Below are 18,642 nucleotides of genomic sequence, written 5' to 3'. Positions count from 1 at the left end.
TAAGCCGTCCTAAAAGCGTTTTCAATGGTCGTAACAAGCCCTTATCTAACATAGATGGGGGCTTTTTTTAACGCTTATGAAAAGTATAGTCACAATCTCCTAAAAACGCGACAATAGCAGCAGTGCATGATGGTTCGATATTACTTTTCATTGACTATACTTGCTAAGTGGATAAGACTATTCAGTTAATTATTCAAACAATAAGCAATGGTTTTGTAGTGATTGTTTACAAATTCAGCATAGGCGTGAATTTATGGACACGCTATAGTGTTTAACATATTTATTTGGGAGCGTATTATGAATGTAGAATTATTAAAACAGTTGCGTACCTCTGTTGTGATGACAGGTTTATTGGCCGGTGCTCTAACGGTTGGAGCCTGTCAACAAAAGCAAGAGCCTGAGCAGAGCCTAGAAGACAACATAAGCGAAGAGCAATCTGTTCCTATGTCTGCCGAACCTGCCGAGCCCAATAATATGATAGTCGCTCCACAAGATGCGTCAGCCAGTGAGGTAGAGGATGATACTGTTGCTTCGGTGAACGGTGGTGTGACGCAGATAAACTACCTGTGTGCTCCTGAGTTGCAAGTTGCAGCAACTTATAAAGATACCGATAACCAAGTGGTCATTGCTACTGCTCAAGGAACAACAACCTTGATGAAAACCAATGACGCTAGCAATCCTGAAGTTTTTGAAGCAAAGACTGCTATGGACGGTGGAGAAGGTTTTGTCCAATGGCGTGTGGCACACGAAGCGCGTGAAACGGGCGTGATGCGCACAGCAGGTGCAGATGCCGCTAATGTGAGCACTTATGAATGTAAGAAAACATCATAATAATACCAAACCTAAAAAGTAAGATTAGCCTAGGGAGTGTATTCAATTCACTCGTTTTCTTCGTTACTCTCATTTTTGTGAATGGTATAAGTAAGCTATTAAGAAAAAAGCAACGTTGTCGTTGCTTTTTTTATTGCTGATTTTTGAGTTATAGTCAAAATATCTTAAAACCGCGATGATATTAGCCTTTCCGCACAGGGCTATTTTTTATGAGTAGAGGTGCGCTCATGTTCCAAAAACCCTTCCTCTGTCACGTCTAGCTCTTCATGCTTAAGTGTGACTTCGATATTGTCAGTATGGGTGTGGGTACTCTTGTTGACATCGACTTCTTGAATGACATAGGTGTCTTTAGTGATGGTCGCTACTTGACGCGATAAGATAATCTCAATGGGCGCATCACCGATTTCAACTTGCTTGCCATTGATAGTCACGACCGCCTTGCTGTCGAGCGATGGTTCAACATGGCGCAGTATGTCCTTATCATCGTAATTGCCTGACAGTAAATCCTGACTTTCGGCATCATTATAGTCGGTGCGGACGGTAATATATTCTTCTACCAACTCAATTGGCACTTGTATCGTCTTGGTTCGAGAGTGCTTAGTGACCGTGACCTTACCCACATCCAAGCGTTCTTTGTTAACGACAGGACGTTCTTCCAGTAACTCTAAACGCCCGCCATTGGCTTTTTGATTCAAGGTAGCCAATGGCTCTCTATCATGTTCAGGAGCAGGAAGTTTGTTTTCAGCACTATGATCAGCAATAGGCGGATTGGTATCGGTTGTTAGGGTTTCATTATTATTATTGGCTGTCATCTTATTTTCCTTATTATTAAATAAATTCCAAAGATATTTTATTAAATATTTCTTTTTCATTAAAGGTTTCTTAATGATTATAAAACATCAGGGTTATCAATTACTGTTAACTTGATTATACAACTTGTCATCATTATAAAACTCGCCACAAAGTACGCTGAATTATAAAAATATGAGTTAGGATGTGTCATCAATTAGCACATTGATACATTTAATGGTCTTAAAATGGCTAAATTTAGCCAAACATCGTCAGAAATCTTGTCGATATGTTCATATTTATGGCAATTCATTCCTTGTTTGGCTGCAATTTTCCTCATTTTAAGCCTCACGATCTAAATGATGACACGCACTGACATAAAAAAAGACCAGAGAGAAACTCTGATCTTTATGGAACTGAATGACATATTTAGCTGCTATTAGCAGTCATTTGGTGCTTATCTACTTAATGAATCTAGTTTTCAGCATCAAGTGATCATTTTTGTATATTGTGTGCCACAAGTTACATGCCACGGGCGCGGCGTACATCTTCAGCAGTGATACCGTCGCGGTCGACAATATTGCCTTCACGATCAACCACATTACCATCACGGTCAATATCTAGCTCTTCACGCTGAATGGTCTCAACGATAGTCTCAGTATGACGCTCAGTTGTTTTACCAACGTTCACTTCTTCAGAAACGTAGGTTTCTTTACCAACGCGGGCACGTTCTGCTGAGAGCTCTACTTCGATGCTTTCATTGCCATTCACATCACCGATATGACGATCAGTAGGGCGGTCAACATTGGTACGCTCGATGTTGGCATGCTCTTCTTCTAGTTCAACATCTACATTACGTTCTTCGGTCACGACATGCTTACCGACTTTTACTAAACCGGCGACGATACGATCTTTATTAACGGTCAGACGCTCTTCTAGCAGCTCAAGCGTGTTTGGGGCTTCGTAGTTGTGCTCAGCAATTTCCATACGCTCTTCTGTTGGTACGCTGTCAGCAACGAATGACTGACGATCTTTTTCATACTGCTCTTTATAGCTGTACTGATAGTCATGATCATAGACGTCCATCGCTTCTACTTGCGCCTGCGTTAAACTATCAAAGAACACATCATCACCAACAATACGTGCCAAACCTGCTGGTACTAGTACTTCTTTTGAGCTAAACCAACCGCCTGCATCGACAATTAAGTAGCGAATACGACCAGTAGTGTCTTCTACCAAAGCGCCCTCGATTTTACCGATTTTTTCTTCATTAACACCGTAGGCTGTTTTGCCTGTTGGGTCATAATAGTCATCCCCAATAAGATCACGGTGGGTAGCTTGAATATCTTTTAAACGAATTAGTTGGCTCATTATTATCTTCCTTTTATATGAGTAAATGACTAGGGCGTGTCCTCAATTCAACCGATAGTAATCTAAATGGGCTAAAAATTGTTAAATCTTGCCAAACATCGTCAAATAGCTAGGTAATATCTCGATATTGTCTGCACTATTTTCCTTGTTTGATTGCAATTTACCTCATTTTTATCACCATTTTTAAAATGAGGACACGCCCTAATGGTTTTTAAAATAATTAAATTTTTGATCTGATAAAAACTTTTTCAAAATTAGTCGGTAATAGACTATATAGCGCTAAACAGCTGTTACCTTAACTTGTATTTATCTTAACATCATGATTTTGGATGAGATATATGAGCAAGGTAGCAAAGTGTGAGCTTGAAGTAATTGCGTGTAAGAGGCTGTAAAGGGAACGGCAGATATATATATTTGAGTTAAAGATTTCTTACTGCAAAGCACATAATTCATTTTTGAAAAGTTTTTGCGCACAAAAAAACCGCATAGCGCTGAGCAATGCGGTTCTTTTTAAAGCGAAGAATTAAAACTTTAAATAATAGTCTATTTTTAAATAATGAAGCTTAGCTTTACTAATCGATAATTAAGGCAGTTCGATAGCCACGGCTACCGCTTCACCGCCACCGATACATAGAGTGGCCACGCCTTTCTTACCGCCAGTGCGCTGTAAAGAGTTAATCAGGGTAATTAGAATACGTGCGCCTGAACAGCCAACGGGATGACCCAAGGCACAAGCACCGCCTTCGACGTTTACTTTGGCATGCTCAATGTTTAGCTCATCCATTGCAGCCATAGTAACCATGGCAAAGGCTTCGTTGATTTCCCATAGATCGACATCAGCGACTGACCAGCCAGCATTGGCTAAGACTTTTTCAATGGCACCAATCGGAGCGATAGTAAATTCGCTTGGATGGCGTGAGTTTGAAGCGGTCGCAATGATACGTGCTTGGTATTCTAAACCTTCAGATTTTGCTTGTGACTCTTTCATCATAACGACGGCAGCCGCGCCATCTGAGATTGAGCTGGCATTGGCCGCAGTAATCGTACCGTCTTTTGCAAAAGCTGGGCGTAAAGTAGGAATGCGCTCGGCATTAGCAAGACCAGGTTCTTCATCTGTCTCAACGGTGCTTTCGCCCTTACGAGTTTTAAAGGTGACTGGCTCAATTTCGTTTTCGAAGTGGCCGTCTTTAATAGCCGTGAGCGCGCGATTGAGAGACTCAATGGCAAAGTCATCCATTTGCTCGCGGGTATAGCCTTTTTCGTTGGCCATTTCTTGAGCGAACATGCCCATTAGCTTACCGGTTTCAGCATCTTCTAAGCCGTCTAGGAACATATGATCCTTGACTTCTTTATGGCCCATACGATAGCCACCACGTGCGCCTGGCATAATATAAGGAGCATTGGTCATGGATTCCATGCCGCCCGCAACTGCGACATCGAAGCTGCCCGCTTTGATACCGTCATGTGCTTGCATCACAGCTTTTAGACCTGAACCACAAAGCTTATTGATAGTGACAGCGCCGGTGGCATCAGATAGACCCGCTTTACGCATGGCTTGACGCGCAGGGCCTTGACCCAAACCCGCTGTTAAGATACAGCCCATAATTACTTCGTCAATCTTGTCCGCGCTAACACCAGAGCGAGCAACAGCGGCTTTAATGGCTGTTGCGCCTAAGTCGGTTGCACTGACGTCTTTTAAAGCGCCTTGGAAGCCGCCCATTGGGGTACGTGCGCCGTTTAAAATTACAATTGCATCATTTGACATTATTGTTGTTCCTTTTCATTTGTTTTAATAAAAGTCTGTGTGTTTAAACAAAAAAACGCGACTAAAATCATTTCTGTTAACGATAATATAAGTACGGCTGGATTTTATTCAAGGTTAAAACAATGGCTCATGAATGTGACTACAGTATTATCTATAGCAAAGTCTTAAAAGACTAGGGCGTGTCCTCAATTCAAGCGATTGTCTCTAAATGGGCTAAAAATGGCTAAATTTTGTCAAACATTGTCAAATAGCTGATTAATATCTCGATATTATTTGCGCTATTTTCCTCGTTTGACGGCAATTTATCTCATTTTTATGACCATTTTTAAAATGAGGATACGCCCTAAAATCAGCCATTATTAAAAACCAGTGATAAGCTTCTAACTTAAGCAAGCTCATCCAAACGAATGCGAACCACTTTATCGGTAATGGTGTTTAGCTTTTCAATTTTTTCAATGGCCAGATTCATCTGACTCTCGACCACTGGTAGCGTCAAGATAATGACGGGTACTTGACCCAGCTTATGGGCAGGCTTTTGTAAAATAGCATCGATGTTGATACCGGCATCGCTAAGTATACGAGTGATATCAGCCAATACGCCAGGATTGTCAAAAGCATGAACGCGTAAATAATAGCCCGTGATCATCTGCTCAGCACGCAAGATAGGCGTATCTGATAGTTGTTCAGGAATAAAAGCTAAGTGCGGCACATGGTGGCCGTGGTTGTTTTGATTACTGTTGCTTTGATCGTCGTTGTCCTTGCTGCCCAATACCCGAACCAAGTCCATCACATCTGCCATTACTGCAGACGCCGTAGCACCAGCGCCAGCGCCATCACCACAATATAGCGTCTGCCCAAGCGGGTGCGAATTGACCAACACCGCATTTTTTACGCCATTCACATTTGCTAGTAGCGCATCTTGAGGAATCAGTGTGGGGTGAACGCGTAGCTCAATACCTGCATCGTCGCCATTGCTGCCTCCGCTATCACGGCGCACCGCAAAGCCTAAGTGTTTGATACGATAACCAAGCTCTTCGGCATAGTTGACGTCTTGTAAGGTGATACCAGTAATGCCTTCACAGTAGACTTTATCAAACTGTAGCGGAATACCAAAAGCAATCGAGGCGAGGAGGGCCAGTTTGTGCGCTGCATCAATGCCTTCGACATCAAAAGTAGGATCTGCTTCGGCATAACCCAGCTCTTGCGCCTCACTCAGCACGTCTGCAAACGGACGACCTTTATCGCGCATTTCGGTCATGATAAAGTTGCCAGTACCATTAATGATACCCGCCAACCAATTGATTTTATTAGCAGCCAGTGCTTCACGCATCACTTTGATGATTGGAATACCACCTGCGACCGCCGCTTCATAAGCGACGTGGACATTATTGGCTTCAGCGAAAGCAAAAATCTCATTGCCGTGCTCAGCCAACAAGGCTTTATTTGCCGTCACCACATGTTTGCCGTTTTTGATGGCGTGCATGATGACGTCTTTTGCGAGGGTAGTACCGCCGATCACTTCGATGACGATATCGACATTGTCACTGGCAGCAATGGCCATCAAATCACTGTTTTGCATAATATCGGGATCGATATCATCACGCTGACGGCGCGTACCGACTTCAGTAATAATAATATCGCGTCCACTACGGCGTTTTAGCTCATCTAAATTATCATTGATTAAGTTGATCACGCCCGTTCCGACGGTGCCCAGACCAAGTATCGCTAGTTTGATGGAGTTGCTCACAGTATCCTCAAAAGGTTAAATATAGTGCAGCAATGACCAGCTGTTACGGTATCAGATGCGCTTACGGTACTAAACGTACGGTCTGCGCTCATTTTCCTAATGTCAGTCTTGCCATTGCTTCACTATAGTGGGATAAAAAATGCTTAGATAAAAAAGTATGTGGCTGATGTTGCCTTGCGCTTTATCGTATCATACCGACAAGCGCTTGTGACGTCTACTCAATGTCGCTGGGGTCAGCAATATCAAAAATATATAACAGCTACTGAATCAATCGCTCGCGTTTAATTCAGTAGCTTAGGTTCAATAGCCTGCGTTCACTTAGATAGCACCAACTGCTTGAGCCAACTCGGCGGCTGGGAGATAACCACCTACTTGTTCGCCTGCTTCAGTAAATATCGCTGGCGTACCACGCACACCAAGTCTTGCGCCCAATGCCATATGCTCTTGCACCGGATTGCTACAGCTAGGCCCTTGGATATCTGCGCCTATTTTGGCCTGATTCATGGCAGCATTGCGATCCTCACTGCACCAAATCGCCTCCATTTTAGGCACTGATTCTTGACTACGTGGCCATGCGAGATAACGTACCTCGATACCGCGTGCATTGATGTCATCCATCTCTGAATGCAGCTTACGACAATAGCCACAGTCAGCATCGGTAAAGGCGTAGACCACAGCCTTGGTTTCACCTTTTGCAGGATAAATAATCATCTCGCTTTTATCGACGGCTTTTAGCGCTTCTTGCGCAGTACCAGCGACTAAGGCGGCGCTAATATCGACGGGGGCAGCGTCACCAACCGCAATGATTTGCCCTTGAATAATATGCTTGCCGGATTTGTCGGTAAAAAAAGCAGGCAGCCCTTCAGCGGTGACCCAATAGATATCATCCATATCAGTCGGCACGGCGGAGATAATTTTTTCTTCAATGCCAGAGGCGTTTAAGTTGGCTTGTAGTGCTTTGACCACAGCAGCGTCGCTTTCAGTCGTGATTGGGGCAGTGCTGGTTTTGGCTTGAGCGCTATTAACCACGCTAGCATTAGTACTGGTGGCATCGGCGGCATTGTTTGAGCAGCCAGCCGCGACGATGACCAATAAGGCACTCATCATGACCCGAGATAAATGGTTGCGTGAAAAATTAGCAGCAGTCGGCACGGCTTTCGAAAAAGGAGAGAAGGACATAGGGTGTTTCCTTTAGGCAGTCACGCCTAATCAAGGGTTCATAATAAAAGGGCTTTGTATGGTCTCTGACCCATCATGACGAGTAGGTCGTGTGGTAAGAAGGGCGACATTGGCTGGTTTTATCGCATTTATCAATCATAAAGGATAAGTAATCATATACGCTATATTAACATAATTTTTTTAATAACCTCTAAAGGCTATTTTTATACCCATCATAAACATAATGCATCGATGGCGGTTAAATTTGGAAAAATAAAATACATTTGTACTATTTAATATCGTCGCACCTATAGGTAGTCTACTGCTTATAATCACTTTTTATGATGACATCACTATTATGTTGCAACATTTATTTTGAAGTACTGTCATTTTGAAACATTTACTAATCTAAGCGAATTTATACTAAGGAGTGCGTATGGCAGGTGCCAGTTTATTAACCCTACTTGATGATATCAGTGTAATACTCGATGACGTTTCGGTCATGACCAAGGTGGCCGCCAAAAAAACCGCAGGGGTGCTAGGTGATGACTTAGCCCTGAATGCGGAGCAGGTAACAGGGGTCAAAGCCAATCGCGAGTTACCAGTGGTTTGGGCCGTCGCTAAAGGTTCATTCATCAATAAGCTCATTTTAGTACCGGCCGCGTTATTAATCAGTACCATTTATCCACCCTTGGTGACGTTTTTGCTGATGTGTGGCGGGCTATTCTTAGCCTATGAAGGCGCTGAAAAGGTCATTCATAAGTTTTGGCCTCACGTCTTACCACACGACGAGGAGCAAAATGCCCGTCGGCAAGCCAATGCGGATGAAACCATCGATCTTGTTGCTTTTGAAAAAGAAAAAATCAAAGGCGCTATTCGGACAGATTTTATTTTGTCTGCTGAGATTATCGTCATTGCCTTAGGCTCAGCTGCAGGGGCAAGCTTGCTAGAAAAAAGCTTGGTACTCTCCATTATTGCGATAGCGATCACGGTTGGGGTATATGGCTTGGTTGCTGGTATCGTCAGAATGGATGATGCGGGTCTTTATCTGATGAAAAAATCAGGCAGTGTCACGCAAAAAATCGGTGAATTTTTGGTATCGGCGGCACCCAAGCTGATGAAGTTTTTAACTATCGCTGGGACATTGGCGATGTTCTTAGTCGGTGGTGGTATTCTGGTACACGGTATCGACTTTTTGCATCATGAAGTCGAAGACTTGGCGCATCTGACTGGCATATTTGAAAGTGCGACGACGATGCTGCTAAATGGTTTGGTCGGCTTGGTAGTAGGTGTGGTCATGGTTGGCATTATGACGATGATTGGCAAAATACGCGGTAAGGATAAAGATGCTTCTTCTGCGCATTAAAGCGCTATAGTCAGAGCACTTTGAAATCGCTACAGTGTTACACGCCTTAGATGTACTCAGTGTACTATCTGCGGTCGGTCGCCTTGTAGCGATTCTAAAATTCCTTGCCTATACATTAAATATAATGCATATAAGCGATCATTTTTAAGGCTTAAAGAATCCTATAGAATAAAAAAGCCCCAAAGTTGCTGACAACTTTGGGGCTTTTGCTTTTGGGCTCTACAATTAGCTTTCGCTGTCTGACTCACCAGACTCTAGCTTTTCAGCTTGCGTTGGTTTTTTATGGTCAGTCTTTGGCTTACGGCTGCGCGCCTTTGGTACTTTTGGCGTGGTTAAATTAAACATACCTGTTTGTGGCAATAGTTGCTCCGCCACATTCTCAATCATGTTTTTATAACTGGCAATCGTGGTTTTTGACTTAGCTGCCTGACTTTCTTCTTTAGTCAGTTGCTCCACTATAGGCTGCTCAGTTTCTGCTTGCTCAGCCTCAACATCTTTGACATCAGCAGTTTTATTGTCAATGCCATTATCATTGTCATTGCTGCTGGCATTTGCCTCTTCTAGCGCTTGTTCTGCTTTTAGCAGTTGTTCGCTCTCAGCAGTGATATTGTCTGTCTGTGCTTCACTGGTCAAAGCAGTAGCTTCGACTTTGTGCGCATCAACGTCATTATCATTCTGCTGAGACTCAGTGACTGGCTCGCTAGCAGGAACAGTTGGCTCCGCTGCTTGCTCATCAGAGATAGTGAGTGCAGCTGGTTCCTGATAATCAGGATGTTGACCGCGTGGATCGTTGCTGGCACGTTTGCCAATAGCACGTGGCTCAACGGCTGTTTTGCCTTGCGCTGCCGCAAACTGACTGACCGCTTGCGTCATCGCTTCAAAGCGGGCAAGGTAATCCGCGGCTAAAGGTTGATAGCCGTAGTTGCTAAAGTCAAAGCGACGAGTGGCAAAGTCATTGTTGTCGCCTTTGTTCTCGCTTGAATCGCGTTCAACCTTAGCGCCATTAACAGCCGGTTGGGCTTGCTGCGTATGTGCTTCGATAGCAGCAATAAAGCAGCTGATGACGCCATCATTTTTTAAACGACTTTCTGCATCGGTTAATGCCTTACGAACAAAGTCACCAACCGTACCACGAATGCTTGGTGCGCTTGTTACTACTTGCTCAGTTGCTTGCGGCTGCTCAGCAGATTGCGCTTGCTGACTACGAACGACACGTGGGTCATTGCTCGCTTGCCCGAACTTCTTAGCTGTCACGTAGCGTTTGGCAAACAATGCGTCATGCGTCAGCTCAAGCGCTGAGCTACTAGGGTTGCTAGTATCCGTCGCGGGCGTAGTTGCATTGCCGTCGTCAGTTTTTTGTGCGCTTGGTGCTGCTGCTACGCTAGCTGCCTCAGTAGTGACTGGCTTCTGACTATCCGCTTGACTGTCAACACTGTTTTTAGACGCTGTTTGCTCATCTACCGATGCTGTTTTGTCATTGACTTTACGGTCGTCTGTAGGTGCAGCCTGTTGCACCTGATCTGCCGTAGTGCTCACTTCTGCATCATTGCTTTTGCCAGTATTGGCTTGGGTATTGCCTTTTTGCGTCTCACTAACAGACTCATTATCCTGTTTAGCGTTACTTTTTATATCAGCGCTTTTTTCTGCAGTGATTTTTTCTTCAGCGCTTTTCACCTGAGCACTTTTCACCTGAGTACTTTTCTGACTGGTAACGTGCTGACTGGTACCGTGCTCATTCGTACCATGCTTGTCAGTATTTTTCACCGCGCTATTTTGCTGGTGGACACTTTCTTTAGCAGCGTTCTGCTGAGTATGACTATTGTCTGTACGCTCTTTCGCTGCTTCGTCTTTCGTCGTATCGCGCGCGGAGCTTTGTTCTTCAGCTGACTGACGAGTTGTCTGTGTAGACTTGCTGTCATCTAAGGATAAGTGCACCACTTCTGGTGTCTTAAGCTCATTGGTTGCTTCATTGACCTGTAGCACTACTTCGTTAGGGTCTTGGTTTCGGCGTGTGCTTGATTGGTTCTTGCTAGCGCTGATAGCCGTTTGCTGAGCGTTTTGCTTAACATTGTCAGCTGTTAGTGTATCGCCGCGCTCAAGCTTGCCGCGTGAGGCACGCTGAGCGTTCGACTTACGTTTAGTGCGAGTCTGCTCGTCTGCTGCCGCTGCCTCGTTACTGTCTTTTTGCTCAGTATCATCGCGATTGCTGTCGTTACGCCCGTTGTTATTACTATTACGGTTGCTATCTTGACGATTATTGCGATTACGATCGCTAGAGCGTCTATTGCTATTGTCCTGCTGACGTTTGTCTTGGCTACTATCAGCTGACTTGTCATCAGTACTGGTTGCAGCGCTGCTATCGGCATTATTGTTGGCTACATCATCATTGCTCGTCTCGTCACGCTGCTCTTTTCTTTGATGCGGCTTAGAAGATCTTGATTTGCGCGGCTTACGTCTTCTTCTATCCTCAGCATTGTTGTCGTCACTGTCATTATCACTGTCCGTGTTGCGACGTGCTTGCTGACGGTTAGCGTTGGTATTCGACGCTTGGTTATCGCTTTTTTGGCTGCTCTCTGGTTGAGTCGTTTGCGATGTGCTCTGGGCATTGCCAGTCAACGCGCTATTATCAACTTGTCCGAAAGAGCCTAAACTTTGCCCACCATTGTTTACGAGGGCTTCGATGGCTTCTGCGGCATCACGACTACTGACACTATTGGTTGTTTGCGCCTGCGGGGCTTGTGCAAATAGATTCGACAACCATGCCACAGCTTGCGGCTGCACAGTCGTTGCAACACTAGCAGCTTGAGTGGTTACAGGCGCGGCAACGCTCGCTTTATTGTCTTGTGGTGCACGTGCTGACACAGCGTTATTGGCGTTCGTATTCGTATTATTACGACGCTCATTGCTATGACTGACGGTGCTAGTCTGCTGTTGCTCAGTTGCGCTTGGGGCAGTAGTAGGTGCGCGGTTAGCTGCTTGGCTTGTGGCGCTATTGTCTGCTACTTGACGTGGCTGGCGGGTCGGCTGCTGCTCGGGACGCTCTTTCTCAGCAGTTTGCCAGTCAACCTCGTAGCCAAGATCACTATGTTCTTGGGCTGTATCCGTAATACGCTCGTAGCTTGAAGGCGCAAAGCCATCACGGTTAAAGTGTAGCTTAAAGTTTGGTGACTCTAAATGTGCGTGCGGCAAGATGGTGATACGCGTACCACTGTCTTGCTCAAGATAAACTAAGGCATCGCGCTTTTCATTTAATAAGAAAGCTGCGATATCAGTCGGTACTTCGGCTTGCACTTCACCTTGACGCTCTTTTAGCGCAATTTGTTCAATCTGACGCATAATCGATAGTGACAGCGAGCGCAAGTCACGAATCATACCGTTGCCATGACAGCGCGGGCAGATATAACCCGTCGACTCTTCTAATGACGGACGCAGACGCTGACGGCTCATCTCCATCAGACCAAACTTAGAGATATCTCCAAATTGCACGCGCGCGCGGTCATATTTGGTGGCATCAATCAGACGTTTTTCCACTTCTTTTTGGTGCTTATTGTCATTCATGTCAATGAAATCAATGACAATTAAGCCGCCCATATCACGCAGACGCAATTGACGAGCAATCTCGTCTGCGGCTTCTAAGTTGGTATGATAAGCCGTCTCAGCGACATCTGAGCCTTTGGTTGATTTGGCTGAGTTGATATCGATAGAGACCAAGGCTTCAGTTTGGTCGATAACGATTGAGCCGCCTGATGGCAGGCGCACTTCACGCTGATAGGCAGTTTCGATTTGTTTTTCGATATTAAAGCGCGAAAACATCGGCTCATAATCGGTATATTTACGCAGTTTTTCAGCTTGTTTTGGCATGACCGCATCGATGAAGCCTGCCGCTTCTATATAAGCGTTTTCGTTATCGATCCAAATCTCAGCAATGTCATCGCGTAGATAATCACGCACGGCACGAGTAACAACGCCCGCTTCTTGATGTACCAAGCGCGGTGATGGATATTTTTGGTTTTGCTCTTGGATGGCTTGCCAGATATTGAGCAGATGGTTTAAATCGTGTTGCAAATCTTCTTGAGTTTTACCAATACCAGCAGTACGAATAATGACGCTCATGCCTTTTGGCAAGTCAAGCCCGCCTAGCATGCGTTTCATATCTTCGCGCAATTTACCTGAGATTTGACGTGAGATACCGCCGCCACGAGGGTTGTTTGGCATCAATACCAGATAACGTCCGGCTAATGACACATAAGTCGATAGGGCAGCGCCTTTATTACCGCGCTCTTCTTTTTCGACTTGGACGATGAGCTCATCACCTTCTTTGATGAGTTTTTTGATATTTTCGTCACGTGGATTACCGCTTAGATATTCAGCAGAAATCTCACGAATCGGCAAAAAGCCTTGACGCTGTGAGCCATATTCGACAAACACGGCTTCAAGCGACGGCTCGACACGGGTGACGTGGCCTTTATAAATGTTAGATTTTTTTTGTTCGCGGGTACGGTTTTCTAAATCGAAATCGTAAAGATGGTTGCCTTTACATAAGGCGACACGAATTTCTTCGTTTTGAGTGGCGTTAATCAGAATGCGTTTCATACTATTATCCTATGAATACACAGGACAACGACTAATATATTGAAAAACTCTGAATGAAAAAACTTTTATGGTAAGTGGCTTTTATAACAAGCCACATTAACGATTTATTCAGACTGCCAATTGGACAGTGATCAATATAATAATAACCAAAGCAAGGAAGCGGTGGTAGCAAGGGACGCTAATATTAAGATTAGCTAAAAATACCAGATGAGAGAGCAGCGTTGTGCTCAGATAAAATTGAATAAATAAAAGAGCGTATTAAGTGGCACATATAAAAAAATTGCCTATTAATTCACAATGAACTGACTGCGTTTGAGCGTAGCAAACAGAGGGTTTTAAGTAGTTACTGATACAGGGTGTAAGGCTGTAATATTATCTACTGTCACACTTTAAGGGCCTGAAAACTACCGCTAAAATATCGACACCGACTGTCAACCGTTTTTATCGGCCTAGAGGCTTGGCGATTAACACCTTGCCATCGTAAGTTTTACCAAGATGATGAACATCTAAAGTGGTGAAGGGCATGTAATATACTTTGTAAGAGTCTATCGAAGCGCTTGCCACATGGTCACAATTCATTCGCTGTTCGGTTTATTCGCTAAACCGTTAAATTCAACGAACCTCTCAATATTGGCTCAAATCAAATCAATTGTTTTATCTATTATTTTAACTTATAACATCTATGTATTTTGGTGTCTGACCTTAAGAGTGCCACTGCGCTGCTGCTCAGCGGGGCGTACTTGGCAAACAGAATAGTAATCGGCGAATCGCTCGATTGGGTATATATCTTTTATATGACATCTATTATATCTGTTTGACCGCCAATATTCAGGCAGCTCTAAACTCTTAATATCGGACTACCGTCACTTGCTCAACTGCGCGCGCTTGCATGATTAAAAATCAAGTCGTGGTCGTGCGTTAAATGAGTAGTTGTGTACTGCTATCGCTTGGTAAATGGGCGCGTTTGCTACCATGGTCAAGGCGATTATATTTGGTATAAATACCGTTTACTGGACGCTATGCCATGTGTTAATTGGCATTTTATCCTAAAAATTAGATGATGCGTGCAAAATTAGCTTGAAGTACAATGTAGGCCTCGTTACTAGCAAGTAGTAAAGATGGCGATAAGTTGTTTGAGACAATAACGATTATTGCCGCAACCTCTGCTTAATTGGCGCTCAACATGCTAAACTATAACAAATCTTTGTGTAAATACCTAACTAAAAATGACAAACTCCAAAATGACTGACGACGCAACTACCCATGAAGCTCCTGCTATCTTCAATAGCAAAACTCGCCCGCAAAGCGCCGACGATGAGATTAGTAACTTTGAAAAGGTCAATTACCTTGAAGTCACTCGCCATCAGCACGACCAGCGCTTAGATAACTTTTTATTGAACCGTCTAAAAGGTCTGCCCAAGTCGCACATCTATAAAATGATTCGCTCAGATGAGATTCGAGTTAATAATAAGCGCTGCAAAGCACACGATAGAGTGCAGCGTGAGGATGTGGTGCGTATCGCTCCTGTACAGCTGGCGACCCGTGAAAAACCCATTATCAGCACTGAATTTGCCAATAGCTTATTGGCGCGAGTGGTCTATGAAGACGATGGTCTGCTAGTGCTCAATAAGCCTTCTGGTATTGCCGTACATGGTGGCAGCGGCCTTGATTTTGGCGTTATCGAAGCCATGCGTGAAGTGACTGGTAAAAAATACCTAGAGCTGATTCATCGCATCGATAAAGATACCTCAGGTCTGCTGATGATTTCTAAGAAGCGCTCAGCGCTGAAAACTTTGCAGCAGCATCTCGTCGATAAAACCATCCAAAAGCATTATCTATGCATTGCTAAGGGTCAGCCTGCCCTGAATGAGCAACGTATCGATGCACCATTGCTACGCTATACACTGGCTAGTGGTGAGCGCCGCGTGAAAGTAGATGCGCAGGATCCTCAATCTAAAGAAAGCCAGACAGATATTATCGTGCATGGCCGTTTTATGATTGCCGGTCAGCCGGTCAGCTTAATCGAAGCGAAGCCACTAACGGGTCGTACCCATCAAATCCGGGTGCATTTGGCTCATCTGGGTCACGCTATCCTAGGTGACGATAAGTACAACGTACATGACAAATCTGGCGTGCATCGTCTGTGCTTGCATGCATGGCGCTTAGACATTCCGGGTTATAAGACTATTACTGCACCATTACCAGATGAGATGGCTGATTGGCTACCAGAGCAGACCAAGTTACCTGAATAAACTTGACCGCTTTGCGCTCAATGTTAAAGTGTAGCCAGTATTAAGTGTTAACCCTAAACGTCATGCTCACTTATTGATTTGTATTAATAAGTCGGCGTGACGTTTTAGTATCTGTAATAAATGCACACCATTTACTAAGGCAAATTTATGAGTGAACAGTCTGAACAGTCTGATCATAGCTTAGCTGATAAGACGCTAGTTATTTTTGATTGGGACGGTACGTTGATGGATTCAATTGGTCTAATCGTTGAGTCTATGCATGTGGCTGGAGAGGCGCATGGCTTTCACACGACTGATCAAGCAGTCAAAGACATCATTGGTCTTAGCCTGATGAACGGTATTGAGATTTTGTATCCACAGGCCAGTGACACGCAAAAGCTGGCCATTCAGCAAAGCTACGCTGACTACTATATTCCAAATAGCCATCGCACACCGTTCTTTGCCCCTACGGAGGCCATGCTAAAGACTTTGCAACAGCAGGGTCGTAAGCTTGCCGTGGCTACTGGCAAAAAGCGGCGCGGACTGGATCGCGTATTGGATGCTTCGGCAAGTCATGATTATTTTGACATTACCCGCTGTGCTGATGAGTCAGGCTCAAAACCTGATCCACAAATGCTGACCGACATCTTGAATCATACGCAGCAGCCAATATCAGGCGCGGTATTCATCGGTGACAGTATCTATGATATTCAAATGGCAAATAAGCTGGGTATGACTAGCATTGCTGTCAACTATGGTACCGCATCCAGCGCCGAACTGGCTGCTCAGTTACCCACTTATCAGGTAGAGACACCGCAAGAATTAGCGAAACTGTTGTGCGGCTAGAATCAATGTGAACAAATACATGACAGCAAAAAAGGGTGTATCGCTATTAACGATACACCCTTTTTTTTATCAACTTTTATGAAGTACTACTAATACTCTGCTATTTACTTATCAGTTGGCAACTCATGGTTAGGCTGCTCATTATCTTCGAACATATCTTCTTCTGTAAGTGGCTCATCATCAAGCAGATTAAAAGAAGATTCAATGATTTTGTCATCACTAAGCTGGTACTCATACCAATTGCCCATCACCCCAGCCAATTCATCAAGCCCTTCTTTTCTTAAGGCAGAAAACAGTTGAATGGTGCATTTAAGACCTAACTTTTTTAGTCTTTTACGGGTATTGAGTAAGGCGTTTTTAGAAGCGCCATATTTCAATTTATCCGCTTTAGTCAGCAAAATATGGACAGGTAGATCACCTTCTTTGGCCCAAAATAGCATTTGCTCATCAAAGAATTTGAGCGGATGACGAATATCTGTCATCAACACCAAACCTGCTAGGCTTGAGCGCGATACCAGGTATTCTTCCAATTCGACCTGCCATTCTTTTTTCATCTCCAGCGGCACGGCAGCATAACCATAGCCTGGTAAATCAACCAGACGTCTGTGCTTGTCACCAATACTAAAAAAGTTAATCATCTGCGTACGCCCAGGCGTCTTGGACGAGCGCGCCAACTGCCGCTGGTTGGTCAATGCATTGATAGCCGAGGACTTACCCGCGTTTGAGCGTCCTGCAAAAGCAACCTCTAACCCGACATCAGGCGGACAAAGGCGAAACGTAGGTGCTGACGTCATAAACTCAGTTTGCTGAATTCGTTGGCGCGATTTGGTATTAAACACCGCATGTTCGGCGGCGACATCTGTAAACGGGGTACTCATAAATGGCTCATTAATCTGCAAAAAATTGGATACGGTAGTGAGAGTTTGCGGTTGGCTAGTCGTTAAAGCGGCGCATCGAATAAATAAAACGCGAGTGGCTAAGGCTGATAGCTATGATCGTCTCAAATTATGACTATTCTATACTATTAACCGTCTTACTTATTGAAATGATGGCGATTAGTCTCATATAAACGACAGCATACCATTAAAGCGTAGTAGCGCTTAGCGAAAGTTCTTTACAGCACAATAAAGGCGTTACGAAAGCCAAACTCGATTCATGTATATTAAGTCGACATATATTGTTACAATGTTTAATGAAAAACGTTTAAGATCGTATTTAACTAAGCAAATATTAAATTAAACGTCTGAAAAACACATAAGGGGGTGTCCCATGTCTTCAATCACCACACTTTTTACCAAAACCTGTCGTCTGTTAGCAGGTAGCGGCGCAGCGCTTGTCCTGACAACGGCAATGACAACCAGTGCCGGTGCTGCTGATATTGCTACGACCTATAATAACTCATGTGCGGCTTGTCACGATAGTGGCGCGTTGAATGCTATCAAAAAAGGCGACAGTGCTAAGTGGCAGCAGCTCATCCAACAAAAAGGCATGCCAGCTCTGATCAACTCAGTCAAAAGTGGTATGACACAGATGCCAGCTGGCGGACTCTGTGATAACTGTAGTAATGATGACTATCGCAAGCTGATTGACTATATGAGTAAATAGCAAAACGCATAAATAGCAGGTGCCTGACCAAAATTTTAGACGGATATAATAAAGCGCTAGGGGCATACCCCTCATGCGCTTTTTATTTTTCAGGCAGTTTTCTGTGGTAGCACCAATAGAAAAACCATTGGCTACTGTGACTGAGTAGGTATTAATTAGGGATTAAGTAGGCAAATACTATAAAGTCTTGCTATAATAATCCAAAATAAACCCTGATGTTAGTAAGTACTTTCAGACTGCTTGTAGCAAGTCCATAAGATATATGCTGAACTCGCTAAATAGTAGCGCGACGTATATCAATGGGCTCGTCGATGCAACCACTCTAAATAATGCTTACGCC

The 18,642-nt window shown here is 44.2% G+C and carries 12 protein-coding genes; 5 read left to right on the top strand and 7 right to left on the bottom strand.

From position 1 onward, the window contains the following. The first annotated feature begins 297 nt into the window (after positions 1 to 297). Positions 298 to 831: a hypothetical protein gene (locus W293_RS0106805; RefSeq protein ID WP_025651722.1), complete on the top strand. Its 534-nt coding sequence runs from the start codon at positions 298 to 300 to the stop codon at positions 829 to 831. 200 nt (positions 832 to 1,031) lie between these two features. Here W293_RS0106805 and W293_RS0106800 read toward each other — a convergent pair whose 3' ends face one another. The 5 genes from W293_RS0106800 to W293_RS0106780 form a co-directional block, all read right to left on the bottom strand. Further along, positions 1,032 to 1,643: a YsnF/AvaK domain-containing protein gene (locus tag W293_RS0106800; protein ID WP_025651721.1), complete on the bottom strand. Its 612-nt coding sequence runs from the start codon at positions 1,641 to 1,643 to the stop codon at positions 1,032 to 1,034. Positions 1,644 to 2,142: 499 nt separating this feature from the next. After that, complete coding sequence (locus tag W293_RS0106795; protein ID WP_037025010.1) at positions 2,143 to 2,991, bottom strand: DUF2382 domain-containing protein; 849 nt, start codon at positions 2,989 to 2,991, stop codon at positions 2,143 to 2,145. Between the two features lie 583 nt (positions 2,992 to 3,574). After that, a complete protein-coding gene (locus W293_RS0106790) occupies positions 3,575 to 4,756 on the bottom strand; it encodes a thiolase family protein (protein ID WP_025651718.1) in 1,182 nt (393 codons plus the stop codon). 385 nt (positions 4,757 to 5,141) lie between these two features. Next, positions 5,142 to 6,503 carry a homoserine dehydrogenase gene (locus tag W293_RS0106785; RefSeq protein ID WP_025651716.1) on the bottom strand — a complete coding sequence of 454 codons (1,362 nt, stop codon included), beginning with the start codon at positions 6,501 to 6,503 and terminating at the stop codon, positions 5,142 to 5,144. Between the two features lie 318 nt (positions 6,504 to 6,821). Beyond that, entirely contained in the window at positions 6,822 to 7,682 is an 861-nt protein-coding gene (locus W293_RS0106780) for a DsbC family protein (protein ID WP_025651715.1), read from the bottom strand. A gap of 415 nt (positions 7,683 to 8,097) precedes the next feature. Here W293_RS0106780 and W293_RS0106775 point away from each other — a divergent pair, with 415 nt between their 5' ends. After that, complete coding sequence (locus W293_RS0106775) at positions 8,098 to 9,027, top strand: DUF808 domain-containing protein (protein ID WP_025651714.1); 930 nt, start codon at positions 8,098 to 8,100, stop codon at positions 9,025 to 9,027. 225 nt (positions 9,028 to 9,252) lie between these two features. On the opposite strand, the gene W293_RS0106770 is transcribed toward W293_RS0106775, so the two are convergent. Then, on the bottom strand, positions 9,253 to 13,620 hold the full coding sequence (locus W293_RS0106770; protein ID WP_025651713.1) for an Rne/Rng family ribonuclease: 4,368 nt from the start codon (positions 13,618 to 13,620) through the stop codon (positions 9,253 to 9,255). A gap of 1,241 nt (positions 13,621 to 14,861) precedes the next feature. On the opposite strand from W293_RS0106770, the gene W293_RS0106765 reads away from it, so the two are divergent. Both W293_RS0106765 and W293_RS0106760 read left to right on the top strand, forming a co-directional pair. After that, positions 14,862 to 15,872, top strand: coding sequence for an RluA family pseudouridine synthase (locus W293_RS0106765; protein ID WP_025651712.1), 1,011 nt, complete (start codon positions 14,862 to 14,864; stop codon positions 15,870 to 15,872). A gap of 147 nt (positions 15,873 to 16,019) precedes the next feature. Then, a complete protein-coding gene (locus tag W293_RS0106760; protein ID WP_025651711.1) occupies positions 16,020 to 16,697 on the top strand; it encodes an HAD-IA family hydrolase in 678 nt (225 codons plus the stop codon). A 104-nt stretch (positions 16,698 to 16,801) separates the two neighbouring features. Here W293_RS0106760 and yihA read toward each other — a convergent pair whose 3' ends face one another. Next, positions 16,802 to 17,575 (bottom strand): ribosome biogenesis GTP-binding protein YihA/YsxC, encoded by a 774-nt coding sequence (gene yihA / locus W293_RS0106755; protein ID WP_025651710.1) that lies wholly within the window; start codon positions 17,573 to 17,575, stop codon positions 16,802 to 16,804. 391 nt (positions 17,576 to 17,966) lie between these two features. On the opposite strand from yihA, the gene W293_RS0106750 reads away from it, so the two are divergent. Further along, complete coding sequence (locus W293_RS0106750; protein WP_037025007.1) at positions 17,967 to 18,302, top strand: c-type cytochrome; 336 nt, start codon at positions 17,967 to 17,969, stop codon at positions 18,300 to 18,302. The last annotated feature ends 340 nt before the right edge of the window (positions 18,303 to 18,642 follow it).

Source organism: Psychrobacter sp. TB67 (assembly GCF_000511065.1).
GTDB classification, from domain to species: Bacteria; Pseudomonadota; Gammaproteobacteria; order Pseudomonadales; family Moraxellaceae; genus Psychrobacter; species Psychrobacter okhotskensis.
This window is presented reverse-complemented; position numbering and strand designations above follow the sequence as displayed.